The organism is Levilactobacillus suantsaiihabitans (genome assembly GCF_004745505.1).
Lineage (GTDB): Bacteria > Bacillota > Bacilli > Lactobacillales > Lactobacillaceae > Levilactobacillus > Levilactobacillus suantsaiihabitans.
This window is the reverse complement of the sequence record NZ_RKLX01000008.1, coordinates 21973-37833: the sequence shown is the minus strand read 5'-3', so window position 1 is coordinate 37833 and position 15861 is coordinate 21973. Positions and strand designations below refer to the sequence as shown.

The 15861-nt window shown below is 52.7% G+C and carries 14 protein-coding genes and 1 riboswitch; of the genes, 1 reads left to right on the top strand and 13 read right to left on the bottom strand.

What is annotated here, in order from left to right:
* Positions 1–4: 4 nt before the first annotated feature.
* Complete coding sequence (locus EGT51_RS05965) at positions 5–1900, bottom strand: ABC-F family ATP-binding cassette domain-containing protein (protein WP_135367848.1); 1896 nt, start codon at positions 1898–1900, stop codon at positions 5–7.
* 23 nt (positions 1901–1923) lie between these two features.
* Positions 1924–3123, bottom strand: coding sequence for a CCA tRNA nucleotidyltransferase (locus tag EGT51_RS05960; RefSeq protein ID WP_135367847.1), 1200 nt, complete (start codon positions 3121–3123; stop codon positions 1924–1926).
* Positions 3124–3451: 328 nt separating this feature from the next.
* Between EGT51_RS05960 and EGT51_RS05955 the strand changes: the two genes are divergently transcribed.
* Entirely contained in the window at positions 3452–4342 is an 891-nt protein-coding gene (locus tag EGT51_RS05955; protein WP_135367846.1) for a YitT family protein, read from the top strand.
* Positions 4343–4464: 122 nt separating this feature from the next.
* Here EGT51_RS05955 and EGT51_RS05950 read toward each other — a convergent pair whose 3' ends face one another.
* From EGT51_RS05950 to EGT51_RS05905, 11 genes are all read right to left on the bottom strand, one after another.
* Entirely contained in the window at positions 4465–5724 is a 1260-nt protein-coding gene (locus tag EGT51_RS05950) for a tetratricopeptide repeat protein (RefSeq protein ID WP_135367845.1), read from the bottom strand.
* A 201-nt stretch (positions 5725–5925) separates the two neighbouring features.
* Positions 5926–6201 (bottom strand): HU family DNA-binding protein, encoded by a 276-nt coding sequence (locus EGT51_RS05945; protein ID WP_011667553.1) that lies wholly within the window; start codon positions 6199–6201, stop codon positions 5926–5928.
* Between the two features lie 238 nt (positions 6202–6439).
* On the bottom strand, positions 6440–7747 hold the full coding sequence (gene der, locus EGT51_RS05940) for a ribosome biogenesis GTPase Der (RefSeq protein WP_135367844.1): 1308 nt from the start codon (positions 7745–7747) through the stop codon (positions 6440–6442).
* A 98-nt stretch (positions 7748–7845) separates the two neighbouring features.
* On the bottom strand, positions 7846–9144 hold the full coding sequence (gene rpsA / locus EGT51_RS05935; RefSeq protein WP_125576829.1) for a 30S ribosomal protein S1: 1299 nt from the start codon (positions 9142–9144) through the stop codon (positions 7846–7848).
* 81 nt (positions 9145–9225) lie between these two features.
* Positions 9226–9903 carry a (d)CMP kinase gene (cmk, locus tag EGT51_RS05930; protein ID WP_167850157.1) on the bottom strand — a complete coding sequence of 226 codons (678 nt, stop codon included), beginning with the start codon at positions 9901–9903 and terminating at the stop codon, positions 9226–9228.
* A gap of 34 nt (positions 9904–9937) precedes the next feature.
* A complete protein-coding gene (locus EGT51_RS05925) occupies positions 9938–10588 on the bottom strand; it encodes a LysM peptidoglycan-binding domain-containing protein (RefSeq protein WP_135367843.1) in 651 nt (216 codons plus the stop codon).
* 458 nt (positions 10589–11046) lie between these two features.
* Positions 11047–11373: a PBECR4 domain-containing protein gene (locus tag EGT51_RS13190; protein ID WP_225428691.1), complete on the bottom strand. Its 327-nt coding sequence runs from the start codon at positions 11371–11373 to the stop codon at positions 11047–11049.
* A gap of 302 nt (positions 11374–11675) precedes the next feature.
* On the bottom strand, positions 11676–13091 hold the full coding sequence (locus tag EGT51_RS05920) for a RecQ family ATP-dependent DNA helicase (protein WP_135367925.1): 1416 nt from the start codon (positions 13089–13091) through the stop codon (positions 11676–11678).
* Complete coding sequence (locus EGT51_RS05915) at positions 13091–14128, bottom strand: helix-turn-helix domain-containing protein (RefSeq protein ID WP_135367842.1); 1038 nt, start codon at positions 14126–14128, stop codon at positions 13091–13093. The genes EGT51_RS05920 and EGT51_RS05915 overlap by 1 nt, the downstream gene beginning before the upstream one ends.
* A gap of 129 nt (positions 14129–14257) precedes the next feature.
* Positions 14258–14851 carry an ECF transporter S component gene (locus EGT51_RS05910; RefSeq protein ID WP_135367841.1) on the bottom strand — a complete coding sequence of 198 codons (594 nt, stop codon included), beginning with the start codon at positions 14849–14851 and terminating at the stop codon, positions 14258–14260.
* A gap of 111 nt (positions 14852–14962) precedes the next feature.
* A riboswitch (FMN riboswitch) is annotated at positions 14963–15080 on the bottom strand.
* 58 nt (positions 15081–15138) lie between these two features.
* On the bottom strand, positions 15139–15861 hold the full coding sequence (locus EGT51_RS05905; RefSeq protein WP_135367840.1) for a pseudouridine synthase: 723 nt from the start codon (positions 15859–15861) through the stop codon (positions 15139–15141).

Below are 15861 nucleotides of genomic sequence, written 5' to 3'. Positions count from 1 at the left end.
CTCCCTATTCTGCGTACTCGCTGAGGTATTCCCAGCGGGTCATCTTTTCATCCAGTTGGTGGTCCAGGTCGTCTAATTGGGCCTGAAGATCGGCCAACTTATCGTAGTTGGCGCCGTTGGCATTCATTTCGGCTTGGACCTGTGACTTTTGGTCCTCTAAATCGTCGATCACGCCTTCGATGCCTTCCCATTCCTTTTGTTCCGCGTAGGTCAGCTTGACCTTTTTCTTGGGCGCGTCCGGCTTGTCTTGCGGCTTTTCGGTGGCCTTGGGTTTTTCCGCCTTAGCCGCGTGCTTGGTTTGCGCCTGGGCGTCTGCCAGGTAGCTACTGAAGCGCCCGGAGTACCGCTCGATATGCCCGTTACCGGTGAAGATCAACAGCCGGTCGGCCACCTTATCCAAGAAGTACCGGTCATGAGAAACCGTGATGACGGTGCCGGCAAATTGAGAAATGTAATCTTCCAACACTGTCAGCGTGCTAATGTCTAGATCGTTAGTCGGTTCGTCCAGCAACAAGACGTTGGGCTGTTCCATCAATAGTTTTAACAAATAGAGCCGCCGCTTTTCCCCACCGGAGAGCTTGCGGATCAACGTCCCGTGCATGAACCGTGGGAACAAGAACTGTTCGAGCAGTTCCGTGACACTCACGGAATTGCCGGCCTTGTCGGTCACATTTTGGCCCACCTCGGACAGGTAATTGATCATCCGCTTGTCTTCGGGAATCGGTTCGATCTGCTGGGTGTAGTAGGCCATTTTCACGGTCTCGCCCACCGTCACGATGCCGGAATCTAGTGGGAGGCGTTGGGCAATCACGTTGAGCAGGCTAGACTTACCGGCCCCGTTTTCACCACTGATCCCGATGCGTTCGCCACCTTGAATCAGGTCGTTAAAGTCCTTTAAAATGACGTGGTCGCCCAATTTCAAATTGGCGTCTTTGAGCTCGATGACTTTCTTGCCCAGGCGTTGTTGGCCCAGCGAGATGGAAACATTGCTTTGGACTTGGCGGGTCCCCACGTTACTGGCCAGGTCGTTGAAGCGGTTGATCCGGGCCTGTTGCTTGGTAGAACGGGCCTTAGCCCCCGCCTTCATCCAGGCCAATTCCTTCTTGTACAATTGTTGTTGCTTCTGGTCGGCTTCGGCCTCTTGACTGACCCGTTCGGCCTTTTCTTGGACGTAGGCTTGGTAGTTCCCCGGATATTGGTAGAGCTTCCCGAAGTCTAATTCCCAAATTTGGTTGGCAATTTGATCCAGGAAGTACCGGTCATGAGTCACGACCAGTAAGGCGCCCTTGTAGCTGGCCAGATACTGTTGGAGCCAGGCAATGGAATCGAAGTCCAAGTGGTTGGTTGGTTCGTCCAGGAGTAATAAGTCGGGGGACTGAATGAGGACTTGGGCCAAGCCGACCCGCTTGATTTGGCCCCCAGACATGGTTTTGATGGATTGCGACAGGTCCGTGATCTTCAGCTGCGTCAAAATCGTCTTGACGTCGCTTTCGGCAGTCCAGGCCTCTTCTTCGTTCATCTGAGCTTCCGCGTCCAAATACCGCTGTTGGGCCTTGGCATCGTCCGGATGTGCCCCGTAAGCCGCCAGGGCCGCTTCGTAACGGCGAATCGTGACAAAGACCTTCTGATCACCGGAAAAGACGGCATCCATCACGGTCAGGTTTTCATCGAGGTCTGGCGCCTGGGTCAGATAGCCGATCGTGTAGTCCTTAGGGGTGTTGATTTCCCCGGACTGCTCATTGCTGACGCCGGCCAAGGTATTTAACAACGAGGTCTTCCCACTCCCGTTGACCCCGATCAGACCGATACGATCGTGTTCGTTAATAATAAAATTCAAATTATCAAATAGCGTTTTTTCACCGTAAGTTCGGTGTAAATTTTCCGCGCGTAAGGTTTGCATAGCTTCACTCTCTTATTTTCAGATTACTTGTTGGCGTTAACGTGCGCCACCAGTGCGGTCGTGTCGTTGGGCAGCGCGCCGGTGACCACTTGATATTCAAGGTCGCCCAAGATAGCACCCAGCTGCGGTCCGGGTTGCACGCCAGCCTGCATGAGGTCACGACCCGTCGCGGCCAACTCCTTCTTGTGATGAATCGGCAACGCGGCTAAAGCGGCCTGCAGGTCTGATTGGCGATCCGAGGCGCCTAAAATGACGGCCACCTCATTGGCCACGGGTACCAGGTCGGCCCCACACTGATAAAGTTGCCAGGCGGTCAACTCACCCGTCAGTAACAGTGTGGCCGCGCGACTGGCCGTTTGGACAGCCGTGATGGTTTGATTGGCGGTCTTCCAGTGCTTCAAGAACGGCGTGATTTCGGAGCTGGTCAGGCCAAATTTGGTGGCCAACAACGTCCAGGCAGCCGTGTCACTGGAGACGCCGTGGGTCAGCTGTTGCGTTAGTGCGGCCAAGTCCGCCTCGTGGTCCGCAAAACCCGGACAGTGTTGCCACAAGCCCGTGTCCATAAAGTCTTGAAGCCCGCGTTGCGGGGCCTTGCCCTGTAACAGCTTTAACAATTCTACTTGGGTCCGCTCGACCGCAATCTTAGCCAAGAGTTGGGCGTGCGCCGTGATGGCCGCTTGTGTCTCGGGTACGATCTGAAAGTCCAGCTGACTGGCAAACCGCACGGCCCGCATCATGCGCAAGGCGTCCTCATGGAAGCGTTCCTGCGCATCACCCACGGCACGAATCTGGCGGTGCTTAAGATCCGCTAGCCCGTCGAACAAGTCGATGACCGTCCCGTCTTCCTTCATGGCCAAGGCGTTGATAGTGAAATCCCGACGTTTTAAGTCCTCATTCAACGACCGGACGAAGGTCACCTGGTCTGGCCGCCGAAAATCGGTATAGGTCGATTCCGAGCGAAACGTGGTAGTCTCGTAGCCGGTCCCGTGATCCAAAATCATGACGGTACCGTGTTCGATTCCGGTGTCCACGGTACGCTTGAACAGCCCTTTAATCTCGTTAGGATACGCACTAGTGGCGATGTCCACGTCATGGATGTCTTTACCCAAGATGGTATCGCGAACGCTGCCACCGACGAAATAGGCCTCATAGCCGGCCTGTTCAATGGTCTGAAGAACCGGCCGGGCCAATTCAAATTCATGTGGTAACTTGTTTAGCTTCAATTTGCTCACCCTTTTGCCAGTTATTTTCGATTTTTACTCACTATGCCAGTCTAACAGATTCTGCCGTGAAATTGAAACCAAACCACTGGCGCTTTTTTACTGGACAACGTTGGTGCTGACCGCCTACCGTTCGCCAGTTGCCTGTTGGCGCACGTTTCGACTATGAGGCCACTTTGAGACGCGACTTTCGGCTCAAAGCGGCCTCAGCGTTCCAACTCATATCTAGTGAACGGTAGGCGGCCAGCACAGCATAAACGAGTTTTGTCCCACCATGCCGGGCCGCTGTGCTATGATAATGACAGTACTTTTATCGTTGGGAGTGAGTCTTATGGCACCACAAGACGAGTCAGTTCGTCTACTAGATTTATGCATGATCGGTTTAGGTTGTGCAATGTTTGCCTTCGGGTTGGTCTTCTTCAACATCGCCAACCACCTGGCCGATGGCGGAATTTCCGGGATCACCTTGATTCTGCGGGCCTTATTTGGCATCGACCCGGCCTATTCGACGATTCTGATCAACGTGCCCCTCATTTTGATTGGCTGGCGGTTCTTGGGTCGCCAATCGCTGATCTACACGATTTATGGCACGATTATGTTGTCCCTGTTTTTGTGGATCTGGCAACGGGTGCCCTTCGTCATTCAGCTACACGGCGACCTATTGCTGTCGGCCTTGGGTGCTGGGATCATCGGGGGCTTTGGGTCTGGCCTCCTGTACCGTTACGGTGGGACCACCGGGGGAACCGATATCATTGCCCGGATCTTTGAACGGTTTCGGGGCGTGCCCATGGGCCGCACCCTGCTCTACCTGGACGTGGTGGTCTTGTTGATCTCACTGGTCTACATCGATGTACAGCACATGGCCTACACCTTGATCTATTCCTACATCTTCGCACGCATCGTCAACTTCACGCAGGAAGGCGCGTATGCGGCCCGCGGCGTCATCATCGTTTCCCCCAAGCACCAGGAAATTGCGGACGACATCATGGCCCGTCTGGAACGCGGCGTGAGCCTGATTGACGGCGAAGGTGGCTATTCACATCAGGCCCGCAAGTTGCTCTACGTGGTGGTCGCGCCTAGTGAGCTCCACCGGTTACGGCAAATCATCGCGCACCATGACGACAAGGCCTTCGTCTCTATTATCAACGTCAATGAAGCGCTGGGTGAAGGCTTCTCGTTTCAGGTGCCCAAGAAAGGTTGGCTGGGCAAATTAAAGCACTAGGAACTGGGGTTGGCAACCGCGGGCTTTGCGGTTGCTTTTATTTTTGCGCTCTAAGTTAAAGTAATCATTGTGTGTTCACACAATTAAAAAAGAAGCCCGCCGCAGCAGGCCTCTTCTCCTGGTTAGTCTTCATAACCTTCTAGCATCAATGCCATTTCATCGTCGTCCGGCACGACTCGTAAATAAGCGTGCAGTAACTTGATGACCTGGTCGCTGGCCCCTTCTTCGCGGTAGAAGTAGATGGCTGGCTTCAAGAAGTCTGCCTGGTCCATGAAGAATGGCTGAGCGGCGTCGTAATACTTCCGTGCCGCCGCAAAGTCTTCTTGGTGTTCAGCCGAGATCGCCAGGTTCCAGTACAACTGCGGATCAGCATCGTCGCTCTTCACATACGGTTGGACCAGATCCACGTTTTCTTGCCACCGCTCCTGCTTCACGTAAAGGTTGCTGAGCTGAATGACCGCACTTAAGTCGTCGCTATCCAGTTGATGCCCGTGCGTCAGGTATTTTTCAGCCAACGCCTCATCGTCCAAGCGCGTCGCCACATGGGCCGCCTGCAACCAGAGTTTCTCGTTGTATTGGTCCACGCCCAAGCCCTCCTGGAGTGCCTTAAGCGCCTCTGGCAGCCGATTTTCCGCCTCTAGTGCCTGACCCAAGTACGGGTACAAAGACGTGTAATGTGCATCGCTGTCCTTGAGTTCTTCGAAGAGCCGAATGGCCGTGGTCCGTTCCTTGAGCTGCAGGTAGGTGAATGCCGTTTCAAATTTCACATCCGGGGTCATATCACCCGGGTGAATCTGCTTGAGATAGCCAATGGCCTGTTCAAACCGCCCGGCATTGGCATAGGCGACCCCGAGCCGTTCCACCAGGTTGACCTTGGACAACTCGGTGGTGCCGGCCGTGATCAGGTCTAAATACAGCGGAATGGCCTTTCTGAACTCGCGCATGGTGAAGTACAGCTCCGCCAAGGCAAACGTGATGACGGGCTCGTCAGGGGCTAATTTCTTCGCCGTCAGGAGCTTTTGTTCACTAACCTCGAACAACTCCTGGGTCTGATACAAGTCGGCGGCCACCATCAAGGATTCGACGTACGCCGGGGAATCCGGCTTGACCTGGTTCAAATAATCTAAGGCTTCGTCGTTTTTATCCTCATCGATGGCGATGTCGGCCAAGTTGGTCCGCAGCTCATCTTCATCGGGATACTTTTTCAATAATTTTTCGTAAATGCGTCGGGACTGATTGAGAAATCCCAGGGAATACAGTTCCTCACCCAGGCTAAACAGGGTATCGTCATCGTCGTGGCGCAGGGACAAGGCGTACTGCTTCTTAAATGCCTCGAGTTGCCCCTTTTCCAATTGGTCCAGTGCCGTTTCTGCGTAACTCATAACCCGCCTCCATTTTTTCTGTGTGACTCATTTTTAGTCGATTTAACCAGCACCCACCATCTTACCACCATTGGCGTAAAAGTGGGACTTAACGATTCGCTGGCATCACGGTTGACCCGTCAAAATGGTTAAGCACCACAAAAAAGCCAGCCCGGCAGACACCGCACTGACTCTTTTTAAGCGTTAAATAATTAAGAATAATTACTTAACAGCATCCTTTAAAGCTTTACCTGGCTTGAATGCAGGTACTTTGCTTGCAGGAATTTGGATTTCTTGTCCAGTTTGTGGGTTACGGCCCTTACGAGCTGCACGTTCACGAACTTCAAAGTTACCAAAGCCGATCAATTGAACCTTTTCGCCTTTAGCTAAAGTTGCTTGGACAGAATCGAAGACTGCATCAACTGCAGCCGTTGCGTCCTTTTTAGTTAAGCCAGTTGCAGTTGCAACGTCGCTAACCAATTGTGCTTTGTTTGCCATTTTGAATTCACCTCCTGAATAGAAGATTAGATGAATGCCATCTAGTGATCATTTTTGAGTGGTCCAAAAATGATGAAACAAATACGGTCAACCGCATCATTTCTTTATCAAAGATAGCACAGGAAGCCTTATATGACAAGGGATAACGCCATTTTTTAGCAAGAAAACTTGCAGAATCACTGATTTTACTAAGAAATCATTAAAAAATGGCGAAAATGCTGGTCTTAAGCCCCTTTTCCTACTTCCGCGCGCGTTCGATCAAGTGGATTGGCGTCCCCTCGAAATCGAAGTGTTCGCGGATCTGATTTTCCAAGAAACGCTCGTAGGAGAAGTGCATCATCTTCGGGTCGTTGACGAAGACCACGAAGGTTGGTGGCGCCACGGCGACCTGAGTGCCGTAGTAGACCCGCAGCCGCTTGCCGTTGTCGGAAGGCGTCGGGTTCAGGGCAATGGCGTCCATGATCACGTCGTTTAACGTGGCCGATTGGACCCGCTTGTTGTGGTTCTCAGAGACCCGCTTGATCATGGCTGGCAATTGTTCCAGCCGCTGCCCGGTCTTTGCCGAGACAAAGACGATCGGCGCATAGCTGAGGTATTGGAACTCTTGGCGAATCAAGTTTTGGAAGTCCGTCAGCGTGTGGTTGTCCTTCTTTAAGGTGTCCCACTTGTTGACCAGGATGATAATCCCCCGGCCAGCCTCATGGGCGTAACCCGCGACCCGCTTATCCTGTTCACGAATGCCTTCTTCGGCGTTCAAAACCACCAGCACGACGTCGGAGTCATCGATGGCGCGCATGGCCCGCATGACACTGTAGCGTTCGGTATTTTCGTAGACCTTCCCGCGTTTACGGATTCCGGCCGTATCGACCATCGTGAACTTAGTATCCTCGGCCGTAAACTTGGTATCGACCGCGTCACGCGTCGTCCCGGCGATGTTGGAGACGATCACCCGGTCTTCGCCCAACATGGCGTTGACCAGTGAGGATTTCCCCACGTTTGGCCGACCAATCAGACTGAAGCGGATGGAATCATCCTTAGGCGCACCATCATCGTCAGGGAATTCCTTGACGACGGCGTCCAGGAGATCCCCTAGACCCAACCCGTGGACCCCAGAAACGGGGTACGGATCGCCAAAGCCCAGGGAGTAGAAGTCATAGACCGTTTCTCTGGTCTCGGGGTTATCGGCCTTGTTGACGGCCAAGATGACCGGCTTATCAGCCCGATACAAAATCTTGGCGACCTTTTCATCGGCGTCGGTCACCCCCTCAGGTGCACTGACGATAAAGACGATGACGTCGGCCTCATCGATTGCAATTTCGGCCTGTTGGGTAATTTGCGTCAAAAATGGTTCATCGCCGAGGTCAATTCCCCCGGTATCGATCATTCGAAACTCGGTCCCCAACCATTCGGCGTGAGTGTAGATCCGGTCCCGCGTGACCCCGGGCGTATCCTCAACAATGGAGATCCGTTCGCCGGCGATGCGGTTGAACAACGTGGATTTACCCACGTTAGGCCGGCCAACAATGGCAACAATTGGAAATGCCACAATAAATCCCTCCTTTTCAAAATAACGTTAAGTGACATGAAAAGGGTTCAGAACGAAACCAACAAAGTTCCGTTCCAAACCCTCTTCAACCAAACGTATTAGTTGTTTTCGTTATCTTCCATATCTTTCTTCAAGCTGTCCCCAATGAGGTCACCTAAAGAGAAACCGGTGCTTTCTTCTGGGGCGTTAGCCGTTGAAGTTTCTGCACTGTTCCGGTTGTTACGACGACGGTTGTTGCCGCCATTGTTCCGACCGCGGTTGTTGTTGCTGTGGTTTTCAGAAGAATCGTCAGCTGATTGTGGCTTTTCTTCCAAAGCCTTGATGGACAATGCCAAACGGTGATCGTCTGGACGAACATCTAAGACCTTAACCTTGATTTCTTGACCAACCTTCAAAACGTCAGCAGGCGTTGCGATGTGTTGGTGAGAAATTTGAGAAATGTGAACCAAACCTTCAACACCTGGGAAGACTTCAACGAAGGCACCAAAGCTAGTCAGGCGCTTAACAGTCCCGTCCAAGACACTGCCTTGAGGGGCCTTTTCTTCGATACCGTCCCAAGGTTCTGGTAAGGTTTGCTTGATGGAAAGGGAAATCCGGTCGCGGTCTGGATCTACAGATAAGACCTTAACCTTAACTTCTTGGCCCACCTTCAAGACATCGCTAGGCTTTTCAACCCGTTCAAAGGCGATTTCTGAAACGTGAACTAAGCCGTCAACGCCACCAAGGTCAACGAAGGCACCAAAGTTGGTCAAACGGGCAACTTTACCTTCAACGATGTCCCCAGCCGTTAACTTGGACATGATCTCTTCCTTTTGAGCAGCGCGTTGCTTCTCAACAATTGCGCGGTGGGATAAGATCAGACGATTTTCACTAGGTTCGATTTCGACGATCTTAAATTCCAGGGTTTGGCCCTTGAATTGAGATAAGTCTTCAACGAAGTGATCTGAAGCCATGGATGCAGGAACGAATCCACGCACACCGGCGTCAACCACTAAACCACCCTTAACCACTTGGGTAACAGGGGCAGTCAACGTGTGACCTGCTTCAAATTCCTTTTGGATGTCGTCCCAAACCTTACGGGCTTCCAAACGACGTTGTGACAGTAAGTAACTGCCGCCTTCCTTATCGGAACCAATCTTAGAAATTACGACGAGGTCTAATACGTCCCCGACTTTAATTACTTCTTTAATATCGTCAACTGGCTTAGTTGAGAGTTCCTTCTTGGGAACAACCCCTTCAACGCCAGTATCAGCAATCCCAACGATTGCTTGTTGGTCATCATCGATTGCTAAGACTTCACCCTTAACAACGTCACCAACTTTAACGGTGTCGATGCTGTTTAAAGCATCTAACAGATCGTTATTTTCATTGTTTTGACTCGTGCCATTTTCACTCATGCGAATTTTTCCTCCTTGCGACAACTCTATATACTATTTTAGCTGATTATGCTAGTAAAAGCTAGTAAAATGCCTATTTCTCTAGGATTCTTTTTTCTGGATGATTTCTGCGATCTTGTCAGCCACCTGTTCGATGCTCATAGACGTGGTATCCAAGCGGATTGCGTCCGCCGCCTGCGTCAGTGGTGAGACCTTCCGGGTGGAGTCTTTGCGGTCACGTTCTTCGATCTCGTGTTTCAGGGTTGCCAGCGGCGTATCGATGCCCTTGGCCGCGTTATCCTTCAAACGCCGTTGCGCCCGTTCATCCACACTGGCAACCAAGAAGATCTTGACTTGCGCGTGGGGCAAGACCGTGGACCCAATATCACGACCGTCCATCACAATTCCGCCAGCATCAGCGATCTGCCGTTGCCGTTCCGTTAATTCGGCCCGCACTGCGGGTAAGGCAGAAACCGCCGACACAGAATTCGTGACATCCGGTTGGCGAATGGCCAACGTGACTTCCGTATCATCAACGAAGACCTTTTGTTCCGGGGTCCCCGGTTCAAAACGAATCGTGATCTGATCCAGCAAGGCCTTAACGGCTGCTTCGTCGGTCAAACCGACGCCTGCTTGTAACACCTTCCAGGTAATTGCCCGGTACATCGCCCCTGTGTCACAGTAAATGTAGTGAAAACGTTGGGCTACGATCTTGGCAACCGTACTCTTGCCGGCCGATGCGGGGCCATCAATGGCAACTTGCAATCCTTGTTTCTCCATGAAAACCAAACTCCTATCAAAATAATTTTAACGCTTAGCGAACCCGTAACTTCTGTCCTGGATGCAGTGAAGCACCGGAAGACAGGCCGTTTAAAGCCAACAACTTATCCACGGAAATACCCGCGTTGGTGGCCACCCGGTAAACCCCCTGACCAGATTCGACCGTGGCGTATTTTTCACCCGTCGTGGCGCTACTCGTGCTACTGCTGGTCGTTTGCTGGCTACTGCTTGTGCTAGTAGTCGTACTGCTCTGGGCCGCCGAACTCGTGGTAGCCGAAGAACTGCTAGTCGTTCGTGCTGAACTAGCAGTTGTGGTTGAAGTCGTGGATTTCTTAGGTGTGCTGGAACTGGCCACAGTTGAAGAAGACCGCTTTGAAGAAGACTTCTTCTTGTGGCTCGAACTCTTGGCCTTACTGGATGAGCTGGAGGAACTAGCCGCCACCTTTTCCGTATTTTGGGGCCGATTAACTGCGCTTTGACGCGCCAAACCGTAAACCAATGATGCCGCCGCAATCACAATGATAATGGCAACCAAAATAACGGTCACCATGGTGTTGCTATGGTTTTGTCGCCGCATTTTCGTTCGTGACAGGTTACCCTGATCGTCGCGATCATCGGCAAACGATTGATCCCACGGGTGGGACTCTTGCTCCTTCGACGTTTGATCGTCACGCTTCTGACTCATCATCTAACCTCCCTGAAAAACTTTCACCCGTAATTGTACCACGGGCACGATGTTTTCGATAGCTATAATTACCTAAAATGTTGCCATGTCGGGATTTCTTAGAATATCTTAACTATTTTTCGGAATGCCCAGCTAGTGACTTTCTGTATTTGTGTCAGTTCACCGTAACTTTTTTCTAGCAAGTCCTGCTATTGTATGTCAACGCAGAAATCAAAATTAAAAAAGCCACTCGCCGTCGCGCATGGCAAAGTAGCCCACCCTATTTAATTAAGCCATTCAAAGCCCACAATTTCTATTCGCTTGGAATGCCGATAATCAAAATACTTACTCTTAGTCACAAAAAACGTCACTGGGGCAAATACCACAGGCTGTAATTCCTTATCTACTCGTCGTAAACCAACAACTAATTTACGTGAATTTCGATTTCCTTTAAAGACCAGGTCCAGCCTCATCGAATTTTAGTTATCGGTCTTCGCAACTAAGATGCAGGTCTTAAAGGGCGCATCAATGAAACCTTCACGGAGAAAATCAATGTTTCCAATCCTATCCTTAATTTCACCATAATGTTGGTTTCTCTTAAGCTTCGCCAACGTTATTTCACCTGCCAAAACCTTTTGATACATCACTTTAGCAGGGTCACGATAGATTTTGTGTAAACCCAGTAGATGGCATAATTGTAACGTATCAAAGCGGATGTAAAAGTCTTCTAGATGAACGTACGAAGTTGAAAGCAGTAAGGTTCGACCATTAAATAAGCGATTAAAGCTGTCAAAAATAGTCTTCAATTCCCGTTCTGTCGACAACTTTTCACATCCATTCTTATGTACAAAAAAAGAGCGCAATCATGGATTCGGCCCCATGCGGCTAACGCTAGGATAACCCACCCGCGGGGGAACGTGGCGCGCTCATAACCACTTCATTGCTTTTAGCAAGCAATCAGAATTAGGGTGATAAAAACGGATGATGAGAAAGGCACGGCCTTTTCGTTCATCCTTATCACTACGCCAATTATCGCTAATGGCACTTGAAATGTCAACATTAAGCTATGATCCGCTGACAATTTTTTTGGGGGGACCACTTACCCACCCTAAAACAACCGCGCCAGCCGCTCCTGCCACGGTACCGCTTCAGGCGTGGGCGCCGCTGCCTGACGGGTCAGACCCAGTGCCGCCAGGTCAAGGGCCACGTTGCCCGGTGCACAACACCGCGCCGTGTGGGCTGGACTGGTCTCGTCAAAAGCCTGCAGCCACGTAGCCCGCAAGCACGTTTCGGTCCGCACGTACGCCAACATTTGAGCCAACGCGTGATTCCGTTCCTGCTCCCGACTGGCAAACAGCCGCACCACGGCGTCTTCACTGATGCCATGCGATCGATAAAAAGCCAGTAACTGAATCTGGGGATCGTCGGCCGCAAAGTTCTGGGGGTGGGCGTAGTACCGCTGAATCGTGTCGACCTCGGGCCGGTTGGCCTGCCCCAAGGCCAGCGGCAACTGTTCATCGCCCGGAGCATAGAGCAAGATTGCCACGCTGGGGTGGCCGTCACGTCCGGCCCGGCCAATTTCTTGGGCGTAACTCTCCAAGTCGGCCGGTAAGTGGTAGTGGATCACAAAGCGCACGTCATCCTTATCGATGCCCATGCCAAAGGCGCTGGTCGCACAGATGACGTCGAGTTGGCCCGCCATGAACTGTTGCTGGATCTTAAAGCGGTCCTCGGCATCCAGCCCGGCATGATAGGCCGCGGCCGTGACGCCCGTCGTATCGCGCAACCACAGGGCCGTATCCGTGGCCTGTTGCTTACTAGAGAAATACACGACCCCCGGCCGCCGCAAATGGGCCACCAGGTCCTGCAAGCGCGACTGCTTGGTGGCCTCGTCCGCCACGTTTTCGACATCCAAATAGATATTCGGCCGGTTGACCGACTCTGTGACGACCTGCGGCTGGCTACGCAGCTGTTTGGCGATCTCCGCACGCGTCTGTTGGCCCGCCGTCGCCGTTAGCATCAGGGTCAACGGGTGGTGGAGCTTTTCACGAATCGCGCCTAACAACAAATACTCCGGGCGAAAGTCTGGGCCCCACTGCACGATACAGTGGGCCTCATCCACCACCAACAGGCTGAGCCTGATCTGCTGCAAGCGGGCCAGCATCTGGGGTTGCGCCAACATTTCCGGTGAGAGAAATAAGAATTGGTATTGGTTCAAATGATTTAAAATGCTCAGGCGTTCCCCAAACGGCGTCTGCGACGTAATGGCCGCGGCCCGTTTGAACCCGCTCATGCGCATCCGGTTGACCTGGTCGTTCATCAGCGACAACAGTGGCGACACGATCAACACGCACCCCGGGTGGCGGTAGCCGTACAACTGATAGATCAGCGTTTTCCCGGCCCCGGTCGGTAAGATGGCCAGGGTATCGTGCCCATTTTCTAGGCTAGTCAGCGCTTGCTCTTGACCGGAGCGGAAGTGCTCAAAGCCAAAGACGCGTTTCAAACTGGTCGTCAACGGTTCCATCACGCGGTCGCCTCCTTGATCTGCCAGATGGCAAATAGTCGAAAATAAAAGAAATCATATCGGGTCTGCAGTTCTTCCGGTAAATTAGTGTACTGCCAGTCGTCCACCGACCCCGCCAAGACTGCCGCAAAATCTTGGCGGACTTGGGGCGGCAAGACGCGTTCATAGGGAAAGTCCCGTAGTGGCAACATGATAGCTGCCTCCAACAGGTGTTCGCGCACAGTACTCAGCTTGATCTTGCGGATCGTCGCCACGCGTGCCAGATCCCCACCTGCTTCTATGGCGGTCAGCGTGGCCTGGGCACTGCGCGAAATCGGCACTTGCCACAGTGGCCCCAACAAGTCGTGGAGCGGATGATCGGCCTGACGGGCGTCTTGGGCAATCTGGACCACCCCGTCGATCTGCATCAAATGCACCTCCCAAACGGTCCACTGATGAGCGGCCGCCACCTGTTCGCTGGTCAAGCCCGGTTGACCAAAGCCGGTGAACTGGTCGGTCACCACCCCAGCCGTTTGTCCAGGCAGTTGCTGGAGACTGTGCGTCAGTGCCGCTCCTAATTGCGGTGCCAGCGTCGGGCTCTTTCGTCGATGAAACCACTGGCGCACGGCTCGCCGCGTTTCTTGATCCGTCGCCAAAGGATAATAGCGCGCGGTACTGTGGGCAAATTGGGAGGTCACCTGTACCGCTAACAAGAGCCGCTGCCGGGCGGCGACTAGATCCAAATTGACCCACTGATCGGTGGTCACGGGGCGATAATAGGCACGCTGGGCCAATTGCTGCTCGCCTGCTGCCGTCAACCGCACCGTCGCCTGGTCGCCATCGACGGTCGCCCAGCCGCGGTGTTGCAGTTCTTGAATGGCGTCATCTAAGCCACCCCGCTGGAGGTGCTTGTCCAAATTCAACAAGGGCAACAGCCGATAGCGCTGCCCCCAATACAGGGTCGACACCGTTTTCTTGCCCCGCAAAAGATTTTCGATCACCCGAATTCGGCGATCCTGCTGCGCGCTTAACAATTGCCCTAAATCCACGGCCTCCACGGTGGGTCCCCCTTTCATGCTTAATGATGCGGCGCTTATCTGGTGTAAAATGTCTGTTCCCAGTTTACCATAGAAAAAGGACCGGCAAGCCGCCAGTCCTTGATTTGCTTAAATTTGTGATTAATCGCCTTATGACAGCGTATGCTTAGCCAGCCATGGTGCCATCCGCCGGCTCAATAAGATGAAGAGAATCCCCAAGATGACCCCCTTCAAGAGGTTGAACGGAATGACGCCTAACAAAATCAACTTGTTGACTGGCAATCCCAGTGACATGCCCCAGACCTTCAGGTACAACGGCGTGATGACCCACCAGTTGGCCAAAGACAAGACCACCGTCAGGGTCAAGGTTCCGGCCACCACGGCACCAATCTGCCGCGACAGGGTCGGTTGCGCTTCCGCTTGCTTGCGTTTCAGCACGTAACTGATGGGCAAGATGTAGGCGATGTCAGCAATGAAGGCCGTCAAGACGCCGATGAAGTTTACGATGTCCATACCGGTCGATACAAAGTACAGTAATTCTTTCACGGCCGCAATCATCACGGCGCCGGCAGGACCGAACAGACTCATGCCTAATAAGACGACCAGGTCGCTGAGATCCAGCTTCATGTACGGCACGATGGGAATGAGCGGCACTGACACGAACATCAAGACGTACGCACACCCCGCAAACAGGGCCATCTCAACCATCGACCGAACCTTTAACCCGCTATGACTATTTTCCATGATACTTGTTCCTCCTTGCGGTCATCTCGTGGTAAAGCACAGAAAAAGGCCTTACCACAGAAGGGCAAGACCTTGGGATTTACGTAAAATTGTTTGCGCAAAAAGCAACGTCTCCATCTTCTGCATACCAGACTATACTGTCGGTTTCGGAGTTGCACCGAATCCACCGCTCACGCGGGTCGCGGACTTTACCGCCGGTCGGGAATTCCACCCTGCCCTGAAGATGAACCAAATTTTTATTACAACCATAATATACTAAGAATTGCGAGCGCTGTCAACCGTTGCTCTTACGCCAATCCGGTCAATCTGCGCAATTCCTTGACTTCTTCTGGCTTCAACGGCCGGTAATCCCCGGCGTTTAACCCCTTGAGTGTCAAGAAGCCATACTGTTCCCGCTTTAACTTTTCCACGGGCAAGTTCATGGCCGCCAACATCTTTTTGACCTGGTGGTTCTTCCCTTCATGAATCGTCAGCGAAACAATCGCCGTTTTCTTCTTGGGGTCAGAACTGATGATCTTGCTCTTGGCCGGCGCATAGGTCTCACCGTCGACCGTAATACCTTGCCGCAACGTCTTCATCGCGTCATTGGTCGGCGTTCCCGTGACCTTAGCGATGTAGGTCTTCTCGACTTCATACTTCGGGTGCGTCAAGCGGTTGGCCAGTTCCCCGTCGTTGGTCAGTAACAACAACCCCGAGGTATCGTAGTCCAACCGGCCCACGGGATAAATGCGCTGGCTGACATTTTCCACCAGGTCGACCACCGTCTTACGACCCTTGTCGTCGTTGGCGGTCGAAATGACCCCTCGCGGCTTGTACAACATGATGTACACGGGGGTTTCGCTGGTGACCGGGACGCCGTCGACCACGATCTTATCGTGCACGCCGACCTTAGTCCCCAGTTCCGTGACCACGGTGTCGTTGACGCGCACCCGGCCACTCATGATTAATTTTTCGGATTGCCGCCGTGAAGCGACCCCGGCGTGGGCCAAAACTTTTTGTAAACGTTCCAT

What these genes read in the sequence shown, in the direction of transcription:
- EGT51_RS05965 (WP_135367848.1), bottom strand. Translation starts at nt 1,900, where the DNA reads ATGCAAACCTTACGCGCGGAAAATTTACACCGAACTTACGGTGAAAAA.
- EGT51_RS05955 (WP_135367846.1), top strand. Translation starts at nt 3,452, where the DNA reads ATGGCACCACAAGACGAGTCAGTTCGTCTACTAGATTTATGCATGATC.
- EGT51_RS05950 (WP_135367845.1), bottom strand. Translation starts at nt 5,724, where the DNA reads ATGAGTTACGCAGAAACGGCACTGGACCAATTGGAAAAGGGGCAACTC.
- EGT51_RS05945 (WP_011667553.1), bottom strand. Translation starts at nt 6,201, where the DNA reads ATGGCAAACAAAGCACAATTGGTTAGCGACGTTGCAACTGCAACTGGC.
- rpsA (WP_125576829.1), bottom strand. Translation starts at nt 9,144, where the DNA reads ATGAGTGAAAATGGCACGAGTCAAAACAATGAAAATAACGATCTGTTA.
- cmk (WP_167850157.1), bottom strand. Translation starts at nt 9,903, where the DNA reads ATGGAGAAACAAGGATTGCAAGTTGCCATTGATGGCCCCGCATCGGCC.
- EGT51_RS05925 (WP_135367843.1), bottom strand. Translation starts at nt 10,588, where the DNA reads ATGAGTCAGAAGCGTGACGATCAAACGTCGAAGGAGCAAGAGTCCCAC.
- EGT51_RS05920 (WP_135367925.1), bottom strand. Translation starts at nt 13,091, where the DNA reads ATGGAACCGTTGACGACCAGTTTGAAACGCGTCTTTGGCTTTGAGCAC.
- EGT51_RS05910 (WP_135367841.1), bottom strand. Translation starts at nt 14,851, where the DNA reads ATGGAAAATAGTCATAGCGGGTTAAAGGTTCGGTCGATGGTTGAGATG.
- EGT51_RS05905 (WP_135367840.1), bottom strand. Translation starts at nt 15,861, where the DNA reads ATGGAACGTTTACAAAAAGTTTTGGCCCACGCCGGGGTCGCTTCACGG.